This window comes from Tropicimonas sediminicola (assembly GCF_900188335.1).
Taxonomy (GTDB): domain Bacteria; phylum Pseudomonadota; class Alphaproteobacteria; order Rhodobacterales; family Rhodobacteraceae; genus Tropicimonas; species Tropicimonas sediminicola.
Map to the genome: position 1 here is coordinate 140951 of NZ_FZOY01000011.1, position 19051 is coordinate 160001.

The 19051-nt window shown below is 66.3% G+C and carries 24 protein-coding genes; 15 read left to right on the forward strand and 9 right to left on the reverse strand.

What is annotated here, in order from left to right; translation table 11 throughout:
• Positions 1–99: 99 nt before the first annotated feature.
• On the reverse strand, positions 100–270 hold the full coding sequence (locus tag CHB86_RS24760) for a hypothetical protein (protein ID WP_176442974.1): 171 nt from the start codon (positions 268–270) through the stop codon (positions 100–102).
• Between the two features lie 183 nt (positions 271–453).
• Here CHB86_RS24760 and CHB86_RS21780 point away from each other — a divergent pair, with 183 nt between their 5' ends.
• The 9 genes from CHB86_RS21780 (at position 454) to CHB86_RS21820 (ending at position 7685) form a co-directional block, all read left to right on the forward strand.
• The gene (locus CHB86_RS21780) at positions 454–1323 is read left to right on the forward strand and encodes an HpcH/HpaI aldolase/citrate lyase family protein (RefSeq protein ID WP_089235233.1); all 870 of its coding nucleotides are present in this window, start codon (positions 454–456) and stop codon (positions 1321–1323) included.
• 10 nt (positions 1324–1333) lie between these two features.
• On the forward strand, positions 1334–1888 hold the full coding sequence (locus CHB86_RS21785) for an NnrU family protein (protein WP_089235234.1): 555 nt from the start codon (positions 1334–1336) through the stop codon (positions 1886–1888).
• Positions 1889–1892: 4 nt separating this feature from the next.
• Positions 1893–2096 (forward strand): DUF1737 domain-containing protein, encoded by a 204-nt coding sequence (locus CHB86_RS21790; RefSeq protein WP_089235235.1) that lies wholly within the window; start codon positions 1893–1895, stop codon positions 2094–2096.
• Positions 2097–2098: 2 nt separating this feature from the next.
• Entirely contained in the window at positions 2099–3130 is a 1032-nt protein-coding gene (locus CHB86_RS21795; RefSeq protein WP_089235236.1) for a MaoC family dehydratase, read from the forward strand.
• Positions 3131–3780: 650 nt separating this feature from the next.
• On the forward strand, positions 3781–4176 hold the full coding sequence (gene sdhC / locus CHB86_RS21800) for a succinate dehydrogenase, cytochrome b556 subunit (protein WP_089235237.1): 396 nt from the start codon (positions 3781–3783) through the stop codon (positions 4174–4176).
• Between the two features lie 13 nt (positions 4177–4189).
• The gene (locus tag CHB86_RS21805) at positions 4190–4579 is read left to right on the forward strand and encodes a succinate dehydrogenase, hydrophobic membrane anchor protein (RefSeq protein ID WP_089235238.1); all 390 of its coding nucleotides are present in this window, start codon (positions 4190–4192) and stop codon (positions 4577–4579) included.
• A gap of 21 nt (positions 4580–4600) precedes the next feature.
• Positions 4601–6406, forward strand: a complete 1806-nt coding sequence (gene sdhA, locus CHB86_RS21810; RefSeq protein ID WP_089235239.1) for a succinate dehydrogenase flavoprotein subunit — start codon at positions 4601–4603, stop codon at positions 6404–6406.
• Positions 6406–6822, forward strand: coding sequence for a hypothetical protein (locus tag CHB86_RS21815; RefSeq protein ID WP_089235240.1), 417 nt, complete (start codon positions 6406–6408; stop codon positions 6820–6822). Before sdhA ends, CHB86_RS21815 begins: the two co-directional genes overlap by 1 nt.
• An 83-nt stretch (positions 6823–6905) precedes the next feature.
• On the forward strand, positions 6906–7685 hold the full coding sequence (locus CHB86_RS21820; protein ID WP_089235241.1) for a succinate dehydrogenase iron-sulfur subunit: 780 nt from the start codon (positions 6906–6908) through the stop codon (positions 7683–7685).
• 74 nt (positions 7686–7759) lie between these two features.
• On the opposite strand, the gene CHB86_RS21825 is transcribed toward CHB86_RS21820, so the two are convergent.
• Positions 7760–8536: an SHOCT domain-containing protein gene (locus CHB86_RS21825; RefSeq protein WP_089235242.1), complete on the reverse strand. Its 777-nt coding sequence runs from the start codon at positions 8534–8536 to the stop codon at positions 7760–7762.
• A gap of 151 nt (positions 8537–8687) precedes the next feature.
• On the opposite strand from CHB86_RS21825, the gene CHB86_RS21830 reads away from it, so the two are divergent.
• On the forward strand, positions 8688–9530 hold the full coding sequence (locus tag CHB86_RS21830; protein ID WP_089235243.1) for an urea carboxylase-associated family protein: 843 nt from the start codon (positions 8688–8690) through the stop codon (positions 9528–9530).
• A gap of 6 nt (positions 9531–9536) precedes the next feature.
• Here CHB86_RS21830 and CHB86_RS21835 read toward each other — a convergent pair whose 3' ends face one another.
• The 4 genes from CHB86_RS21835 to CHB86_RS21850 all read right to left on the reverse strand — a co-directional run bounded on the left by CHB86_RS21835 (position 9537) and on the right by CHB86_RS21850 (position 11865).
• On the reverse strand, positions 9537–9875 hold the full coding sequence (locus CHB86_RS21835) for a tRNA-binding protein (RefSeq protein WP_089235244.1): 339 nt from the start codon (positions 9873–9875) through the stop codon (positions 9537–9539).
• Entirely contained in the window at positions 9872–10684 is an 813-nt protein-coding gene (proC, locus tag CHB86_RS21840; RefSeq protein WP_089235245.1) for a pyrroline-5-carboxylate reductase, read from the reverse strand. The genes CHB86_RS21835 and proC overlap by 4 nt, the downstream gene beginning before the upstream one ends.
• A gap of 109 nt (positions 10685–10793) precedes the next feature.
• Positions 10794–11294 carry a type III secretion system chaperone family protein gene (locus tag CHB86_RS21845; RefSeq protein WP_089235246.1) on the reverse strand — a complete coding sequence of 167 codons (501 nt, stop codon included), beginning with the start codon at positions 11292–11294 and terminating at the stop codon, positions 10794–10796.
• Between the two features lie 322 nt (positions 11295–11616).
• Entirely contained in the window at positions 11617–11865 is a 249-nt protein-coding gene (locus tag CHB86_RS21850) for an accessory factor UbiK family protein (protein WP_089235247.1), read from the reverse strand.
• 97 nt (positions 11866–11962) lie between these two features.
• On the opposite strand from CHB86_RS21850, the gene lgt reads away from it, so the two are divergent.
• The 5 genes from lgt to CHB86_RS21870 all read left to right on the forward strand — a co-directional run bounded on the left by lgt (position 11963) and on the right by CHB86_RS21870 (position 16064).
• Positions 11963–12889: a prolipoprotein diacylglyceryl transferase gene (gene lgt / locus CHB86_RS21855; protein ID WP_089235248.1), complete on the forward strand. Its 927-nt coding sequence runs from the start codon at positions 11963–11965 to the stop codon at positions 12887–12889.
• The gene (locus CHB86_RS21860) at positions 12886–13959 is read left to right on the forward strand and encodes a class I SAM-dependent methyltransferase (RefSeq protein WP_089235249.1); all 1074 of its coding nucleotides are present in this window, start codon (positions 12886–12888) and stop codon (positions 13957–13959) included. The genes lgt and CHB86_RS21860 overlap by 4 nt, the downstream gene beginning before the upstream one ends.
• Positions 13956–14708 carry a peptidoglycan editing factor PgeF gene (gene pgeF, locus CHB86_RS21865; protein WP_089235250.1) on the forward strand — a complete coding sequence of 251 codons (753 nt, stop codon included), beginning with the start codon at positions 13956–13958 and terminating at the stop codon, positions 14706–14708. The genes CHB86_RS21860 and pgeF overlap by 4 nt, the downstream gene beginning before the upstream one ends.
• 145 nt (positions 14709–14853) lie before the next feature.
• Positions 14854–15003 carry a hypothetical protein gene (locus CHB86_RS24765; protein ID WP_176442975.1) on the forward strand — a complete coding sequence of 50 codons (150 nt, stop codon included), beginning with the start codon at positions 14854–14856 and terminating at the stop codon, positions 15001–15003.
• Positions 15004–15260: 257 nt separating this feature from the next.
• Positions 15261–16064, forward strand: a complete 804-nt coding sequence (locus CHB86_RS21870; protein WP_141134956.1) for a Hint domain-containing protein — start codon at positions 15261–15263, stop codon at positions 16062–16064.
• A gap of 6 nt (positions 16065–16070) precedes the next feature.
• On the opposite strand, the gene CHB86_RS21875 is transcribed toward CHB86_RS21870, so the two are convergent.
• The 3 genes from CHB86_RS21875 to CHB86_RS21885 all read right to left on the reverse strand — a co-directional run bounded on the left by CHB86_RS21875 (position 16071) and on the right by CHB86_RS21885 (position 19047).
• The gene (locus tag CHB86_RS21875; RefSeq protein ID WP_089235252.1) at positions 16071–16802 is read right to left on the reverse strand and encodes an SDR family oxidoreductase; all 732 of its coding nucleotides are present in this window, start codon (positions 16800–16802) and stop codon (positions 16071–16073) included.
• A complete protein-coding gene (locus tag CHB86_RS21880; protein ID WP_089235253.1) occupies positions 16799–18328 on the reverse strand; it encodes an ATP-dependent DNA helicase in 1530 nt (509 codons plus the stop codon). Before CHB86_RS21880 ends, CHB86_RS21875 begins: the two co-directional genes overlap by 4 nt.
• A 74-nt stretch (positions 18329–18402) precedes the next feature.
• Complete coding sequence (locus CHB86_RS21885; RefSeq protein ID WP_089235254.1) at positions 18403–19047, reverse strand: acyl-homoserine-lactone synthase; 645 nt, start codon at positions 19045–19047, stop codon at positions 18403–18405.
• Positions 19048–19051 lie beyond the last annotated feature (4 nt).

A 19051-nucleotide genomic window follows, 5' to 3' on the forward strand; every position in this document is an offset into this window, starting at 1 on the left:
CTCTGGCCTTTCCAATGCCTCCGAATCTGGCGTCCGGGCCGGGTTGAAGGCATTGCGGCGCGCGGTTGCACGCGCCTTGAGCGGCCCGCCTATCCTTCGTCAGACCTCCGTTCGGCACGGCTGCTGGCAGGGGATGCACGGCGATTCCCGTTCGCTGGCCGCCGCTTCCGACCACACCGTCGCCACCACGGCGATCAGCAGGCACACAAGGCGCACCGTCCAGCGCAGGCGCCGCATCCAGCGGCGACGGTTGACCCAATGGAAACGCATGAATCCGATCCTCCCCGTTTCGGAAACAATGCTTGGGCACGGAAGGTTAACATTGGGTCAACTCAGGAACGCCGCGAATCCGGCGCGCACGTTTCTTGCGCAATTCCGCGCTGCGGCATTTCATATCTTGCGCTCGCAGCAAAGGTATGGTCTCAGGCGAAGGCGCAACGACAGGAGAGAGACATGGATCTTGCCGCCCGCCCCTACCGCTCGGTGCTCTACATCCCCGGCTCCAAGAAACGCGCGCTGGAGAAGGCGAAGACGCTGCCGGTGGACGCCATCATCTTCGACCTCGAAGACGCGGTCGCGGTGGAGGAAAAGGCCAACGCCCGCGCCTTGCTGACGGCGACGCTCTCCGCAGGCGGCTATGGCAAACGCAGCCAGATCGTCCGACTGAACGGTGCCGATACCGACTGGGGTGCGGAGGATCTTGCCGCGATCATGGAAATCGGCCCCCAGGCCGTGCTGTTGCCCAAGGTGGAGAGCGCCGAGCAGGTCGCGTCCGTGGCCGCGACGCTCGATGCCCACCCGGCCTGCGCCGAGACCCGGATCTGGGCGATGATCGAAACGCCCCGCGGGGTGCTGAACGCGGAGGACATCGCCGCCGCGCCCCGCATGGGAGGCTTCGTGATGGGGACGAACGACCTTGCCAAGGAGTTGAACTGCCGGTTCAGGGCCGACCGTCTGCCGCTCCAGACCTCGCTGCAGATGGCCCTGCTGGCCGCCCGCGCTGCGGGAATCGTCTGCGTCGACGGCGTCTACAACGCCTTCAAGGACGAGGCCGGCCTGCGCCAGGAATGCGAACAGGGCCGCGATCTCGGCATGGACGGCAAGACGCTGATCCACCCCGCTCAGGTCGAGATCGCGAACGACGTGTTTGCCCCGAGCACGCAGGAAGTCGATCTTGCCCGCCGCCAGATCGCCGCCTTCGAGGAGGCCGAGGCGAAAGGGCTCGGTGTCGCGGTCGTCGATGGAAAGATCGTGGAGAATCTGCATATCGTCACAGCGAAGGCCACGCTGGCGAAGGCGGAGGCCATTGCATCCCTGACGTGAGGAGGCCCCGATGGCCTGGATACTGTTAGTTCTCGGCGTGGCGCTCTGGTGCGGCGCACATCTTCTCAAGCGCCTCGCTCCCGATCTTCGCGCCTCGCTCGGCGACGAAAAGGGCCGCGGGATCGTGGCCGGCGGGCTGCTCCTGTCCATCGTGCTGATGGTCGTCGGCTACCGCATGACCGCCTTCGTGAACGTCTGGTATCCGCCCGCCTTCCTCACCCATCTCAACAACCTGCTGGTGCTGATCGCGATCTTCATGATGAGCCCGGCGCCCAAGAAGGGCCGGCTGCTGAACGGCATGCGGCACCCGATGCTCGCCGGTTTCAGCCTCTGGGCGGTTGCGCACCTGCTGGTCAATGGCGACCTCGCCTCGATCGTTCTGTTCGGCGGCCTTCTGGCCTGGTCGCTGGTCGCCCCCGTTCTCATCAACCGCGCCGAACCCGAGTGGACGCCCCCCGCCCCCGGCACGCTGGCCAAGGACGGAATGTTCTTGGCCGGCAGCGTCGTGCTGCTGGTCGTGATCGGCCTGATCCACAGCTGGCTTGGCTATTACCCGTTTGGATAAGCTCATGAAAGTCTATCGCTTCCTGACCGAGGACGACACCTCGGCCTTCTGCCACAAGGTTACCGCTGCCCTCTCCAAGGGCTGGCACCTGCACGGCGATCCGACCTACGCCTTCGACGCCGCCAAGGGCGTGATGCGCTGCGGCCAGGCGGTGGTGAAGGACGTGCCCGGCACCTACAACCCCGACCTGAAGCTGGGAGAGCTCTGACCATGGCCAAGACCAATCCCGGCCGCTTCTTCGAGGATTACCGGCTGGGAGAGACCATCGTGCACGCGGTGCCACGCACCGTCTCGGGCGGCGAGCGCGCGCTCTACCATGCGCTGTACCCCGCCCGCCACGCGCTGGCCTCCTCCGACGAGTTCGCCCGCGCCTGCGGCCTCGGCGCGGCCCCGATGGACGACCTGATCACCTTCCACACCGTGTTCGGCAAGACCGTCCCGGACATCTCGCTCAATGCGGTGGCCAATCTCGGCTATGCCGAAGGCCACTTCCGGGTTCCGGTCGCCGCCGGCGACACGCTGCGCTCGGAGAGCGAGGTGATCGGCCTGAAGCAGAACTCCAACGGCAAGTCCGGTGTCGTCTACGTCCGCACCACCGGGCGCAACCAGCGCGACGAGGTGGTGCTGGACTATGTCCGCTGGGTGATGGTCCGCAAGGGCGACCTCGACGCGCCGGCCCCCGAGACCGTCGTGCCCGAGCTGGCCGCCGTCGTCCCGGCCTCCGAGCTCGTGGTTCCGACCGGGCTCAACTTCTCCGGCTACGATTTCGCGCTCGCCGGCGAGCCTCACCGTTGGGGCGACTACGAGATCGGCGAGCAGATCGACCACGTCGACGGCGTGACCATCGAGGAAGCCGAGCACATGCTCGCCACACGGCTCTGGCAGAACACCGCCAAGGTGCATTTCGACGCCACCTTCCGTCCCGACGGGCAACGGCTGATCTATGGCGGCCACGTCATCTCGATGGCCCGCGCGCTCAGCTTCAACGGGCTGGCGAATGCTCAGATGATTGTCGGGCTGAACGCCGGTGCCCATGCAAACCCCTGTTTTGCAGGCGATACCGTGAAGGCCTGGTCGGAGGTTTTGGACAAGGCCGAGACATCGGCGCCCGGCGTCGGCGCGATCCGGTTGCGCCTTGTGGCGACAAAGGGCGGCGATCCGTTCCGGCTCAAGGGCGAGGACGGAAAGTACCTGCCCGAGGTGCTCCTTGATCTCGACTACTGGGCGCTGATGCCGCTCTGATCCCGGCGAGCCGGCAACGGACGGGGTCAACCTCGCCCGGGCGGCATATGCGATATCGGTCCCTGGGTTCCGCCGTGACGACCGGCGATCCGACTGAAGCCCGTCGCGAGGTGCGAATCACCGACGCCCTGCCGATAGCCGTATGCTTCCGACACCAGCCAAGACGTTTGCCCGGCTCCGAGACAAAACCCGAACAATGCGCTCCCTCTTGGGCGGTGTTCCAAGGGCAGACCGTGGAACGGCACCGGCGCAACGGGTTCCCGACGGCCACTGCTGTAATGTCGACCTCCTCCCGCCCGTTGGAGGGACGCCTACGGCCGCGGCAGGCGACGCCTGCGGTCTGAATAACCACATCCCGGAAGCCATCGTCCGGGCAGCAAAAGCCTTTCTTTCAAGCCGCCGAGACAGTGCGACCATGCTGGAACGCACCCCGCCCGCCTGCGAGCCGGAACCAGCGCCGGGGGACGGGAAACCGGGCGAGATCAGGCGGCTAGGCCTCGGAAAGCAACCGCCTCTGCGACTGTTTTCTCCGGCTTGCGCCAATAAACCGCGCCGAATCTTGCTGCATCCTCGTGACACGCGCGCCGGAAGTATTACAGAAGGGGTCAAATGCGGGATCCAGCCCGCGCAAACCAAGGGAGCCAGATCTCATGGCAGATGTGAACCGGGGGAACCGTCCCCTGTCGCCCCACCTCCAGATCTACAAGCCGCATATCCTGATGGTCAGCTCGATCCTGATCCGGATTTCCGGCAACGGTCTGACGGTCGGCATCATCTTCGTTCTCTGGTGGCTTCTGGCCGCCGCGGCCGGACCGGAAGCCTACGAGGCGAACATGGCTTGGCTCACCAAGTGGTGGCTGGCCAAGCTGGTCTGGTTCGGCCTCATCTGGGCGCTGTGGTACCACATGCTCGGCGGCATCCGGCACCTGATCTGGGACGAGGCGGTCGGCCTCGAACTCGAGACCGCCGAGAAACTCGGCTGGGCCATCGTCATCGGATCGGTCGTCGGCGCGGTGCTGACCTCGATCATCCTGCTCATCGTCTGATCCGGAGGACGCCATGCAATACCTGACAGATCGCAAGCGTGCCGCCGGCAAGGGCTCCATCGCCCACGGCGCAGAGCATCAGCTTCAAGTCACCTACAGCTCCTACATGATGGCCGCGCTGGTCATCCTGTTCCTGTTCCGCATCGCGCCGCTGGTCGGCGCGCCCTACGAGGTCGTGATCGAAGGTCTGACCCGCCCGTTCAACTTCGTGATCATGGGCCTGTTCATCGTCTCCACGACCTACCACTGGCGCTTCAACATCAAGAAGGTGTTCGAAGACTACGTTCCCCATGGCTGGGACTTCGCCGGCATGATCATCACCACCGCGCTTGGCTGGTTCTTCTGCGGACTGGGCCTGTTTGCCCTCGCCAAGATCCTGTTCGCCTCCATGATCGCTGGCTGAGCCCTGGGAGAGAAGAAAACAATGACCGCTTACGACATTACCCACCACACCTACGACGTCGTCGTCGTGGGGGCCGGCGGCGCCGGTCTCCGGGCCACCCTCGGCATGGCCGAACAAGGGCTCAAGACGGCCTGCGTGACCAAGGTGTTCCCGACCCGCTCGCACACCGTGGCAGCCCAGGGCGGCATTGCCGCGTCGCTCGGCAACATGGGCCCCGACAGCTGGCAGTGGCACATGTATGACACCGTGAAGGGCTCCGACTGGCTCGGGGATACCGACGCGATGGAATACCTCGCCCGCGAGGCGCCCAAGGCCGTCTATGAACTCGAGCATTACGGCGTGCCGTTCTCGCGCACCGAGAGCGGCCGGATCTACCAGCGCCCGTTCGGCGGCCACACCACCGAATTCGGCGAAGGCCCCCCGGTGCAGCGCACCTGCGCCGCCGCCGACCGGACCGGCCACGCCATCCTGCACACGCTTTACGGCCAGTCCGTGAAGCACGACGCGCAGTTCTTCATCGAGTATTTCGCGACCGACCTGATCATGTCGGAAGACGGCCAATGCCAGGGCATCCTGGCGTGGAAACTGGATGACGGCACGCTGCACGCGTTCAACGCCAAGATGGTCGTACTGGCTACCGGCGGCTATGGCCGGGCCTATTTCTCGGCGACCTCGGCCCACACCTGCACCGGCGACGGCAACGCCATGATCGCCCGCCAGGGCCTGCCGCTGCAGGACATGGAGTTCGTGCAGTTCCACCCGACCGGCATCTACGGCTCGGGCTGCCTGATCACCGAGGGCGCCCGCGGCGAAGGCGGCTACCTGACCAACTCCGAGGGCGAGCGCTTCATGGAGCGCTACGCGCCGACCTACAAGGACCTCGCATCGCGCGACGTGGTCAGCCGCTGCATGACCATCGAGATCCGCGAAGGCCGCGGCGTGGGCCCGAACAAGGACCACATCTACCTGCACCTCAACCACATCCCGAAGGAGACGCTCGCCGAGCGCCTGCCGGGGATCACCGAGAGCGCCGAGATCTTCGCCGGCGTGGACCTGACCCGCGAGCCGATCCCGGTTCTGCCGACGGTCCACTACAACATGGGCGGCATCCCGACGAACTACTGGGGCGAGGTGCTGAACCCGGTCGAGGGCGACCCGGACCGCATCGCACCGGGCCTGATGGCTGTGGGCGAAGCGGGCTGCGCCTCGGTCCACGGGGCCAACCGTCTCGGTTCCAACTCGCTGATCGACCTCGTGGTCTTCGGCCGCGCGGCGGCCATCAAGGCCGGCGAAGTGGTCAACCCGAACGAGGCGAACCCGGAACTGAACCAGGCCAGTCTCGATGCGGCGCTCGCCCGCTTCGACAAGATCCGCCACGCCGATGGGGCGGTCCCGACCGCCGACCTGCGCGACGAGATGCAGAAGACCATGCAATCCGACGCAGCCGTCTTCCGCACCGACAAGACCCTCGCCGAGGGCGTCGAGAAGATGAAGGTCGTGGCCGGCAAGCTGGACGACATCAAGGTCACCGACCGCTCCATGATCTGGAACAGCGACCTGATGGAAACGCTCGAGCTGACCAACCTTATGCCGAACGCGATGGCCACCATCGTCTCGGCCGAGGCGCGCAAGGAAAGCCGCGGGGCACATGCCCACGAGGACTACCCGGACCGCGACGACGTCAACTGGCGCAAGCACACCCTCGCCGTGGTGGACGGTCCCGATGTCGCGCTGACCTATCGTCCCGTGCACCTTGACCCGCTGACCACCCCCGACGAAGGTGGAATCGAACTGGCGAGAATTGCACCGAAAGCGAGGGTTTACTGATGTCCAACCGGGTCAAGCTTCTGACTGCCGCACTTGCACTTTGCATTGCCCTTCCCGGGGCTTCATCCGCCCTGACCGCCGTCGAGGAACAACGTACGGCGATTCTGGACTGCAAGCGCATTCGGGGAGTCGGCGGCTCGGCCTACCTGGAGCAACAGAAGCCTTCTGCCGGGACCACGCAGATGTCCGTGCGGATCGTTCCGTACGACCGCGTGACCTACATGGATGCGGACTACATCAATGCCTGCGCCGCAAAGCGCGTCGGCCTCGCACCTGCGGAGGGCCGCCTGACCTCGAAGAAGCGGACGGTCGTCCGCTCGATCCGGGCGCCGGGCGGCTACTACGGCATGGACTGCGGCCGCAGTCCGGCCATCCTCTACAAGGGCGATCTCTATTGCCAGTGGGCGCGGCGCTGACATGCGGCGCACCCCTCGCCACTCCTTCGAACCCAAGCCTTGCAGCGGCCGACCCGCCGCATGCACATTGCTGAGGTGACCCCATGGTTCAATTCACACTTCCCAAGAACTCCAAGATCGTGACGGGCAAGACCTGGCCGAAGCCGGAAGGCGCCAAGAACGTGCGCAAGTTCCAGATCTATCGCTGGAACCCCGACGACGGCCAGAATCCGCGGCTCGACACCTACTTCATCGATCTCGACGACTGCGGCCCGATGATTCTGGACGCCCTGATCAAGATCAAGAACGAGATCGACCCGACGCTGACCTTCCGGCGCTCCTGCCGCGAGGGGATCTGCGGCTCCTGCGCGATGAACGTCAACGGCATCAACCGTCTGGCCTGCATCTGGGGCATCGACGGGCAGGATGGAGACATCAAGATCTACCCGCTGCCGCACATGCCGATCGTCAAGGACCTGATCCCCGACCTGACGCATTTCTATGCCCAGCACGCCTCGATCATGCCCTGGCTGGAAACCAAGACCCCGGCCCCCGAGAAGGAATGGCTGCAGAGCCCCGAGGACCGCGCCAAGCTCGACGGCCTCTATGAATGTGTGCTTTGCGCGTCCTGCTCCACCTCCTGCCCCGCCTATTGGTGGAACGGCGACCGCTACCTCGGCCCGGCCGCGCTGCTGCACGCCTATCGCTGGCTGATCGACAGCCGTGACGAGGCCACCGGCGAGCGGCTCGACGACATCGAGGATCCGTACAAGCTCTATCGCTGTCACGTGATCATGAACTGCACGCAAACCTGCCCGAAGGGTCTGAACCCTGGCAAGGCAATCGCCGAGATCCGGCTGATGGCGCAGGCCCGCCTGCACTGATCACGGGCCCGAAGCCAGAAACACAAAGCCCGGCCAATCGGCCGGGCTTTCTCGTTTCAGGTCGGGCTGGCGTCTCAGAGACGCTGGAGCAGCTCCGCCTTCTTCTCGGAGAATTCGGCGTCGGTCAGGACGCCAGCGGCGTGCAGCGCACCGAGTTTCTCGATCATACCCATGATATCGGCCGAGCTCGCGCTCCCCTGTTCCGGAACCGGCGCCGGGTCCGGCTGGGGCGTCGATTGCATCGGGCCTGGCTCGGCGGGCGCTGCGACCGTCTGGGGTTGTGCGGCCATATTGGGGCCGACCTGCGGCAGTGACGACAACGCGAACTGCCCGAACTGGCTCGAAAACGAGATGCCAACGAAGGGGTCGCCGGGCGCGGATTGCTGCTGGCTGAAGCCACCGATGGAGTGGTTCAGGGTATCGAGCAGGATCACCGGCGCGCCATTGCCGGGGTCGAAGGCGATCCGGCAGGCCTGCGGAAAGTAGGCATAGCGGACGGTGTTCTGCCCGCCGACCGACGCCGGCGCGCCCAGTTCCGCCGGCCACCAGGCGGAACCGGCGATCGTCTGCGGCGCCATGAAGAACGCGCCACTCGCCATGGCCGCCGAGAGCGCCCCGCAGAGCGAGTCGACCTGCGCCTTCAGTCCGTGGTTGAACATGTCCCCGACCATGGTCATGCCGCCGGCCATCCACTGGCCGTTGCCGCCAAGCTCGGGGATGTTGAACTGCGCCATGGTGCCGCCACCGTTGGCGACCGCGCGGGCCATCTGTTCGACCGCGTCGCGCGACAGCCCGAACCGGCCTGAAATATCGTTGATCACGCTGGATCCGTAGTCGGTAATGTCCGACATCTCTCTACTCCTTGAGTCAAATTTGCCGAAGGTATGACATACCGGCCCCATCAATGCGACAGCCGAAGGCGCCGCCGACAGCCCGCGCGCGCCCTTGCGCCGCGTCGCGAACCCGGCCACCCTCGCCCGGTCGAAACGCCACAGGACTCCCATGACAGAACCCGCCGACGCCGAAACCCGCCGCGCCGTCCAGCCGGTGATCTGCTACCCCGACGACACGCTTCCCCGCCCCGACCTCGCGAGGTACCGGCAACACCGCGCCGGCATGCGAAAGGTCTCGGAAAAGCTGGTGCCGCCGCGCGACGCGCGATGCTTCGACGTGCCTGCCGGCGGCGCGTTTCGCATCACCTCGGTCGAAGGGCCGCAGGTCGGCGATCTGAACCTCTGGAACGCGGACAACCTCGACGAGCGCTTCTTTTCCGGCAAGACGCGGGCGCTGCATGGCACTCACGTCAGCACCGGCGACAGGCTCTGGTCCGTCTTTCCGTTCCTGCGGCCGATGGCGACGATCCTGGAGGACACGCTCGACTGGTACGGAATCGACTCCTTCGGCGGCTCGGTGCATGACGTGATCGGCACCCGCTGCGATCCCTACACGAACGCCCTCCTGAGCGGCGGCCAATACCACCATTGCTGCCATTCCAACCTGACGCGGGCGCTGACCAACCGGGGCGGCCTCGCACCGGATGTCGCGGAACGGCATGTCCACGACGTGCTCAACGTTTTCATGTGCACCGGCTTCACGCGCGACACCGGCCAGTATTTCATGAAGGCCAGCCCCGTCCGGCCCGGCGACTACATCGAGTTCCTGGCCGAGATCCCGCTGCTCGGCGCGCTCTCAGCCTGCCCCGGCGGCGATTGCTCGTCCGAACATTCCTCGGACACCGCCGCCTGCTACCCGCTCCTGGTCGAGGTCTTCGCCCCCGAGGACAAGGACGGCTGGAGCCAGCCGCCGGTCAGCAGCTACGACGGGAGCCACGGGATCGGCGGGTGACGGTGTTCAGTGCATCCGGCCGCCGATGGGCACGTCCTGATCCGGCGCCAGCAGCACGACCTCGCCGTCGGCATCCGGAACGCCGAGCACCAGCACTTCGGACATGAACTTGCCGATCTGGCGCGGCGGGAAGTTCACCACCGCCATGACGTGCCGTCCCGGCAGCGTGTCGACATCATAGTGTTTGGTGATCTGGGCCGAGGAGCGCTTCTCCCCGATCTCCGGGCCGAAATCGATCCAGAGCTTGAAGGCCGGCTTGCGCGCCTCGGGATAGGGCTCGGCCCGGACGACCTTGCCGACCCGGATATCGACCTTGAGGAAATCGTCGAAACTGATGCTGCTCATTTCCGCAACTCCCGGCTACGATCCGCGGCGGCGCCCACCGTCCGACACATCAGGACAGGCAGACCGTCTTCCTCGCTCATCAGGACCTCGAGCCCGGCCTGCGTGGTGCCGTTGGGCGAGGTGACGTTGATCCGAAGCTGCGCGGCCGTCTCGTCCGAGGCATCGAGCAGCGCGCCCGCACCGGAAACCGTCGCCCGCGCCAGCTTGAGCGCCAGGTCCGCCGGCAGGCCCTGGGCCTCACCCGCCACTGCAAGCGCCTCGACCATGTGGAAGACATAGGCCGGGCCGGAGCCGGACAGCCCGGTCACCGCATCCATCTGGCCCTCGTTCTCCAGCCGGACAACCTCTCCCACCGCGCCGAGCAACTGGCTCGCCAGGTCCATCTGCGCATCGGAGGCGTGGGCATTGCCGATGATCGCGGTGATTCCCCGGCCGACCGCAGCCGGCGTGTTGGGCATTGCACGGATCACCGTCGCGTCCGAACCGAGCGCCTCCTCGAATCGGGCGATGGGCGTGCCCGCGGCGATGCTCAGGAACAGCGTCTCTCCACCGGCCAGCTCCCGCAGTTCCGGCAGGACCGCGTCCATCATCTGCGGCTTCACCGCGATCAGGACGACTGCCGGCGTCTCCGGCAGTCCGGCATTCAATCGCACGCCCTGTGCCTGCAGCCAGTCGGAAGGTTTCGGGTCCAGCACGGTCACGGCGTCATCCGGCAGGCCATCGGCCAGCCAGCCCTGCAACATGGCCGAGCCCATCTTGCCGCAGCCAATCAGCACCAGCCCGCGGCGGTGCACAGTGTCGATGTCCATGATGTCTCCCTGTCGCCTTTTCGGCGGAGATTAGGCTGGCCGAACGGCCGCCGCAACGCCGCATCTCCCGGCGGCCGGACAGGGAACCGACCCGCCGGGGCTGGTTGGGTCAGGCGCGACCAAAGGCCTCGGCGATCGCGATCTGCATCGCCTGCTCGGGATCCTGGTCGCCCCAGATCACCAACTGGAACGCGGGGTAGTAGCGTTCGGCGGCCATGACGGCGGTGCCGATCAGCCGGTCGATCTGGTCGGGGTTGGCCACTTGCCCTCCCGCCAGCACCAGACCGTAGCGGTAGGTCATGAGCTGCTGCTCGCGCCAGTACGTGAATGCACCCGCCCAACATTGGTCGTTGACCCGGTTCAGCGCCTCGTAAAGCTTGGGCAGCTTGTCCTCGGGCGGCTCCATCTCGAAGGTGCAGATCAGTCGAAGTGTCTCGTCGAAGGCGGACCACGCGAGGGTGATCGAGTAGGTGCGCCACTGGCCCTCGACCGCCATGGCGATCTGGTCATCCGCGACGCGGTCGAAATCCCACTCGTTGCTCTCGGCGAGGGATTCGACAATGTCGATCGGGTGAAGGTCTTCAGTCAGGAACTCTTCGGAGAGTGACATGCCGGGCCTCGTTTGTTGTCGCCCCAGCCTTCTTGGCAGCAACTAGGGCTTGGTGCCTGCTCTAGGTCCGGCGGGGCTTCCCGCCGCCCTTACAACATATGGTGCGTGCAAAGAGACCGCCGTGTAAAGAAGAATTTTTGTGACAGCAAGAGCGGCTCACGCAAGATATTGCGCCGGTGCGGAACTATTGGGAGGCGGTCACATCAGACAGCCAGAGCCATTGCGCGGCCCCCAACAGAAAGCGCCCCCTCGGGGGCGCAGCACGATTCTCCGGCCTTCCCTGGCAGCCCGTCCTGTGTTCGGGCGCCTGTCGGTTCGGTCACTATTTCTTGACGGCGGCTTCCAGCGCTTCGATGCGCGCCTTCAGCGCCTCGTTCTCCTCGCGCGCCTTCTGCGCCATGGCGCGGGCGGCGTCGAATTCCTCGCGCGTGACGAAGTCGCGATCGGCCATCCAGCGGTCGATCATGGATTTGAAAGCGGTCTCGGCCTCTTCCCGCGCGCCCTGGGCCACACCCATCGCGTTGGTCATCAGCTGGGACATGTCGTCGAAAAACCTGTTGCGGCTTTGCATGGGGCACCCGTCCGTTACATCCGTTCCCTATATGGCCCGCATGGCCTCCGGCCTCAAGGTTGACTTCGCCTCGAAACGACGGGCAAGAGCGGTGACGATGCACGCAGTGATCCCTTTCCCCGAACCGAGCCCCGAGCTGTTCTCCATCACCCTCTTCGGCATGGAGTTCGCGCTGCGCTGGTATGCGCTGGCCTATATTGCGGGTCTGCTGCTGGGTTGGCGGCTGATCGTGGCGCTGGTCCGCCGGCCCGCGCTATGGCCGGACAACACGCCGCCGATGAAGCCAGCGCAGGTCGAGGACCTGCTGACCTGGGTCATCCTCGGAGTTGTTCTCGGCGGCCGCCTCGGATTCGTTCTGTTCTACCGGCCCGGTTACTACCTCGCCCACCCGGCCGAGATCTTCGCGGTCTGGCAGGGAGGCATGTCCTTTCATGGTGGCCTTCTGGGGGTGGTGATTGCGGTCTGGCTCTTCACCGGGCGCCACGCGATCCCCAAGCTCAGTGCCGCCGACGCGCTTGCCCTTGCCGCCCCGCCGGGGCTGTTCTTCGGCCGTGTGGCGAATTTCATCAACGGCGAACTCTGGGGCCGGCCGAGCGATATGCCCTGGGCCATGAAGTTCCCCACCATGTGCAGTGCTCCCGAGATGCAGGGCTGCCCGGTGCTCGGCGAATGGTTCTACTACGGCACCGAGCTCGCGCGGCACCCCAGCCAACTCTACGAGGCGGCGCTGGAGGGGCTGGTGCTGGGCCTCTTGCTGCTCTGGATGGCGATGCGCCGCGGCGCGCTCAAGCGGCCCGGCCTGATCGCCGGCACCTTCTTTGCCGGTTACGGCATCGCCCGGTTCATCGTGGAGTACTTCCGCGAAGCCGACGCGCAGTTCGTCACGCCGGACAATCCGATCGGCTTCGTGATCGGCCAGGGCGCTGTCGGGGTGACCATGGGACAGCTCCTGTCGCTGCCAATGGTTCTGCTCGGCCTCGCGCTGGTGGCCCACGCCCTGAGACAGCGCCCCGCTCCGGCATGACCGAGCTGGAGCGGATCCTGATTCGGCGCATCGCCGAGACCGGCCCGATCAGCCTTGCCGACTTCATGGCGGAATGCTTGCTGCATCCGACCGCGGGCTATTACACGAACGCGCGCGTCTTTGGCGCGGCGGGGGATTTCATAACCGCGCCGGAAATCAGCCAGATGTTCGGCGAACTGCTTGGCCTCGCATTGGCCGGCGCGTGGCTTGATCAGGGCCGGCCCGAAGGCGCGTTGCTGGCCGAGATCGGCCCCGGGCGCGGCACGCTGATGGCCGATGCGCTGCGCGCCACCAGATCGGTGCCGGGCTTTGCGGAGAAATCCCGCGTTCACCTGATCGAGGCGAGCCCCCGCCTGCAGCACGAACAACAACGCGCACTGGCGGGACACGACGTAAGCTGGCACCGCGACATCGACAGCCTTCCCACGGGGCCGCTTTTCCTCGTCGCAAACGAGTTCCTCGATGCGCTGCCGATCCGGCAGTTCCAGCGCAGCGGCGACGGCTGGCGGGAGCGCATGCTGGGCCTCGTCGATGGGGCGCTCGCCTTCGGCCTGTCCGATCCGCTCCCCGGCGACGCGCTGGCCCATCGGCTTGCGGATACCGACGAGGGCGACGTGGTCGAAATCTGCCCCGCCCTGTCCGGGATCGTCAGCACCGTCGCGGAGCGGATCGTGGCCCACGGTGGCGCGGCAATCTTCATCGACTACGGGGACTGGCGCTCCCGCGGGGACACCTTTCAGGCGCTGCAAGACCACCGGCCGGTCGACCCACTGGAGGCCCCGGGCTTGGCCGACCTGACCGCCCACGTTGATTTCGAAGCCGTCGCGCGCGCTGCGACAGCCGCGGGCGCGGCAGTGACGCCGATGGTGCCCCAGGGCGTCTTTCTCGAGCGCCTCGGGATCACCGCGCGGGCGCAGGCACTGGCCCGCCATATCGGCGATCCTGCACAAATGGAGAGCCATGTCGCCGCGCATCGGCGCTTGACGCATCCGCAGGAAATGGGTTCGCTCTTCAAGACAATCGCCATTCATCGCCCGGACACGGCACCACCTCCCGGATTTGCCCCATGACGCTGGAAATTCTCACGTCAGACAGCCTGTCGCCCCTCCGCCACGGGTTCTTCACCCGCCGAGGCGGCGCGTCTTCGGGTGTGTTTTCCGGGCTCAACTGCGGTCAGGGCTCCTCGGATCAGGCGAACATCGTGACGATCAACCGGCAGCGGGTCGCGCAGGCCATGGGCGTGCCTGTGGAGAGCCTCGTTACCATGAACCAGGTCCATTCCGCCGATGTCGTCGCGGTGGAGGAACCGCCAAGCGAACGCATGCGCGCCGACGGGATCGTAACCGACCGGCCTGGGTTGGCACTCTCCATCCTGACCGCGGACTGCCAGCCCGTGCTCTTCGCGGACCATGAGGCCGGCGTGATCGGCGCGGCCCATGCCGGCTGGCGCGGCGCCCTGTCCGGCGTGCTGGAGGCGACCATCGACGCGATGGAAAAGCTCGGCGCCCAGCGGGGGCGGATCACGGCGGTCATCGGCCCGACGATCAGCCAGCGCGCCTACGAGGTAGACTGGGATTTCATGGACGAGTTCGTCGCGGACGATCCCGCCAACCAGAGGTTCTTTGCCGGCAACGGCGAGAAGGCCCAGTTCGATCTGCCCGGCTACGGCCTGCAACGGCTTCGGCGCGCCGGCGTCGCCCAGGCTGTCTGGACCAGGCATTGCACCTACTCCGACGAGGAACGGTTCTACTCGTACCGCCGTTCGGTGCATCGGAAAGAGGCGGATTATGGCCGCCTGATCTCGGTCATTCGTCTCTGATCGCTCCGCCCAGGCGCAAGCCCGCGGATTTCCCTGCCTTTGCCGCAGCAATGCCCCAGTCTCCCGCGAAACTGGTCACGAACGGGAAACGACGAGCCGACGCACCGCGCAGCCGTCGACCGCATCAGGAACGAAGGAGAGCCCTATGCAGACGAACAGACGCTGGATCGCCGCGGCGATGGCCTCGGCCCGGACGCTGGATGTGCAGCTTCCCTGGGAGCGCGGCGCACGCCGGGCCGCCTGGATTGTCCATCGCGACGGCCATGGCGATCTGCGGCAGGCCCTGAGCGCCTGACCTCGGGGCGACGCGCGTTGTCACATGCCGGAGTCGGGTGCGCTGTTCGGCGCTCCTGACCGGATCGAAAATGTGGCAATCCCGCCGCCTCCGCCGAAACATATCTCAGCCGGAAATCGGATTGGCCCGGAGGCCTCATCGAACGGGGCAACCTCTTTGACAATCCCTCTGTCCGGCGAACATTATCGAACTCGAAACAGGAACTTCTGCGCACTGGTGGGGGCCGGCAGAAGCGACCGACCGAAAGGATCGATTGCTTGGAACGGCACCAACACGGCGTCGCGATGACCGCGACGGAGCAGGTCGGCCGGAAGGCCGATATCACCACCAGACCTGTCCGATCGGACTGGCAGGCCCGGCGCGTCGCGCCGCTCACGCGCCGCTACGAGGTCGTGTTTCTCAGCCCCGACGGGCTGATCGATTCCTTCACGCGCGTCGCTCCTGCCCTCCCGGTTTTCGAGGAAGCCTTCTCCGCCTTCGGACGCGGCGCCCTGATCGCGACCGAGTTCGGGGCCATTGCCGTCGAAGACCTCCAACCGGGCATCCGGATCGAGACGGCGACCAACGGCCTGATGCCGTTGCAATGGGTCGGATCGATGACGTTGTATCCCTCCAGCAGCGGGGATCGCGGCAGCGAACCGGCGCGCCTGATCCGGATCGCGACGGAAGCCTTCGGCCCGGACCGCCCCCTGCCCGACCTCGTGATCGGCTCGCCGGCGCGTCTGCTCTATCGCAATGCCGGTTGTCTTTCCGCGCTTGGCACCGCACAGGCCTTCGTGCCTGCCGATGCCTTTGTCGACAGCCTCAGCGTGATCGAGGTCACGCCCGTCGCGCCCGTGCGCGTGTTCCACCTGGGCCTCGCCGGACAGCAGATCGTGAAGGCCAATGGCCTGGAGCTGGAGAGCTTCCATCCCGGCCCCCAATTCCAGTCCAGGATGGATCGCAACACGCTTGCGCTCTATCTCAGCCTGTTTCCGCACACCGAGGGTCCGGAAGGGTTCGGGTCGCTGGAAGTGCCGCGCCTGAGCCGCGAAGAGTTCGAGGCGCTGCACGACGGGTAAGGCCGGTCACCCCCTGCCGATATAGGGCATCTTGGTCGCCATCAGCGTCATGAACTGGACGTTGGCGTGAAGCGGCAGCGACGCCATCTGGAGCACCGCGTCAGCGACATGCTCGACCTCGAAGGTCTCGGGCGGCGCCTCGCCCAGCCGCCGCGCCCGCTCGGTCACCTCCTGCATGATGTCGGTGAGCGCGTTGCCAATGTCGATCTGCCCGCAGGCAATATCGAACGGCCGGCCATCGAGCGAGATCTGCCGGGTCAACCCGGTGATCGCGTGTTTCGTCGCCGTGTAAGGTGCAGCCCCCTCGCGCGGCACATAGGCCGAGATCGACCCGTTGTTGATGATCCGCCCGCCCTGCGGATCCTGCCGGCGCATCTGGCCGAAGGCCGCGCGGGCAGCGAGGAACATGCCGGTCAGGTTCACGTCGACGGCGCGTCGCCAATCCTCGATCGGGACTTCGTCGATCGGAGCCTGGGGCGTGAAGAGCCCCGCATTGTTGAACAGCGCGTCGATCCGGCCGGCGGCGGCGGAGAGCTTTTCGAAGGCTTGCGACACCTGCTCCGGCTCGGTGATGTCCCCACACAGGACGTGGGCGCTTGCGTGCCCTTCGGCGACGGCCTCCAACGCCTCCTTACGACGGGCGAAGAGCCCGACCTGCCAACCCTCTTCGAGAAACCGTCGCGCGGTCGCCGCGCCGATTCCGCTCGACGCGCCCGTAATCATGATGGTGCGGCTCATGTCGCCTCCTCCTGCTCCAATGCCAGTGGCCGGGCCGCGACCGTCAGATCGCTCGTCCCGAGCGTCTCCTTCGGGCGGCCAAGCCGGTATCGCGTCACCCAGATCAGCGTTTCCTCGGCCCGCGTGATCGCCACGTAGGCAAGGCGCTTCCAGAGCGGCTGCCCCGCCTCGACCCGGCCCGCCCGCGCCGCGCTGTAAAGATCGGGCGCGAAAACCTGCACCGCGGGCCATTGCGACCCCTGCGCCTTGTGGATCGTTACCGCCGCGCCATGGAGGAATGCCGCCCCCATGTTCGCGGCGAAGGGAATGAAGGGCTCCTCCTCGTCCGGCTTCTCGATCTTGATGATCGAGGCAGCGGACAGGCGCGGATCCTCGGCCCCGAGCACGTGCAGCAGCGAAAAGCCCGGCTTGCGCCCCGGCCCGAGGTAGACGACCTGCGCGCCCTTGATCAGCCCACGCGCCTCGAGGTCGAGCCGGCGCTTGCGGTGCTTCAGCGGCAGCTCGATCCCGTCGCAGATCAGCGGCTCGCCCGGCAGCAGGCTGTTCTCCGGCGCGCCATGGGCGGAGCGAAAGGCCTGGATCAGGCGCACGCGGGTCGCGTTGCGCCAGACGAGGACCGGCGAGCGCGCCATGAGATCCGAGTCGACGCGCTGGCCGATCTGCACCCGCTCGTCGTCCCGGGCGGCATCCTCGACCATACGTTCGAACTGTTCGAAACCGAGTTCCGGGTCGGCCAGCGCATGGGCGAGATCGAGAATCGGGTTGTCGCCCGCCTGCCGGTGGACCCGGTGCAGCACGAGCTTGCGCTCTTCTGGGAGCGTCTCGAAGGCCATCGCGCCCGAGGAATTGACCGGCGCGAGCTGGGCCGGGTCGCCGAAAAGGATCAACGTCGGGAAGATCTCGCGCAGATCGTCGAGCTGGCGGGCATCCAGCATCGAGCTTTCGTCGATGAAGCCGATGTCGAGCGGCTCCTCGCGCCGCTTCCAGCCGGTGATGAAATCCGAGCCGCGCAACCCGGCCGCAGCCATCGCCCCGGGTATCGACTTGTTGGCCTGGTAAAAGGCGAAGGCCCGGTCGAGCGCCGCATCGGTCAGCCCCTCGACCTCCGGCCGTTCGCCCTGCCCGGCCAGCCATTCGGCGATGCGCTCGTATTCCGGGTCGTAGACCGGCGTGTAGAGGATGCGGTGAATCGTGGTCGCCGGCACGCCGCGGCTGCGCAGCACGCTCGCGGCCTTGTTGGTCGGGGCCAGGATCGCCAGCGTGCGCCGGTCCTTGCGTCGGCGTCCTTCCCAGTCGCCGGAGACGATATCCACGCCGGCCGCCTCGAGCTCCTGCGCGAGACGCGCCAGCAGGAGAGTCTTGCCCGATCCCGCCTTGCCGACGATGGCGAGAGCGCCCGTCCCGCTTTCTATACGGGGTGTCAGGCTCTCGTTCAGCAGGTCCACGCCCGCCGAGGCCAGCAGCTCGGCCACGCGGTCCCAGGCTTCGGCCTGGTCGTCGGAAAGTGTGAGATTGGGCACGGACATGGCGCGACCCTACAGGCCGCGCCATGGAGGTTCCAGAGATCGCGAACGCGGGACCGACGGATCCGGCAAGCGCGTCAGGCGATCGCCGCCAGCTCGATCGGCTTCGGCTCGGGACGGTTGAAGGACCGGTTGAACCAGCTCAGGGAGGTGTTCCTGTCGATGCCGAGCCGTCCGAGCGTCGGCGCCCAGGCGTCGGGCTTCATTTCCCAAAGGCCGACGCCGATCCGGTCCTTGCCCTCGCCGGCGCTGCCGATCACGTCGGGATCGACGTGGTACAGGCGATAGATCCTCTCCATGCGCGGGTCGAAGACCCCGCAGAAATGCTCCAGCTTGAAATTGTCCATCAGTTCCCCGCCGCCGAGAACAAGGGCGGCGGCCGCCCGGCGGTCCGCGCGGGGCGAGATGCAGAATCGGGTGCATTCCCAGATCAGCGGCGATTCGATCTTCACGCCGTCCATCAGGTGGGAGAAATGTTCGTTGATCATCGTCCGCCCGACGGTCGGCAGGAAACGCATCGACCCGCCGTGGGTGCCGTCTTCCAGCTCCCAGATCACGTAGAGCGGGTTCAGAACGTCATATTGATCGCGCTCTTCACCGTCTTCGTTAACGTTTACCTCCCATCCAAGCCGGCGGCTGAATTGCTCGGCGCGGTCCTGGAACATGGTCTCGCGGAGGGTGGGGAAGTGATTCAGGGCATTTCCGTAGATGTAACGCAGCATGACG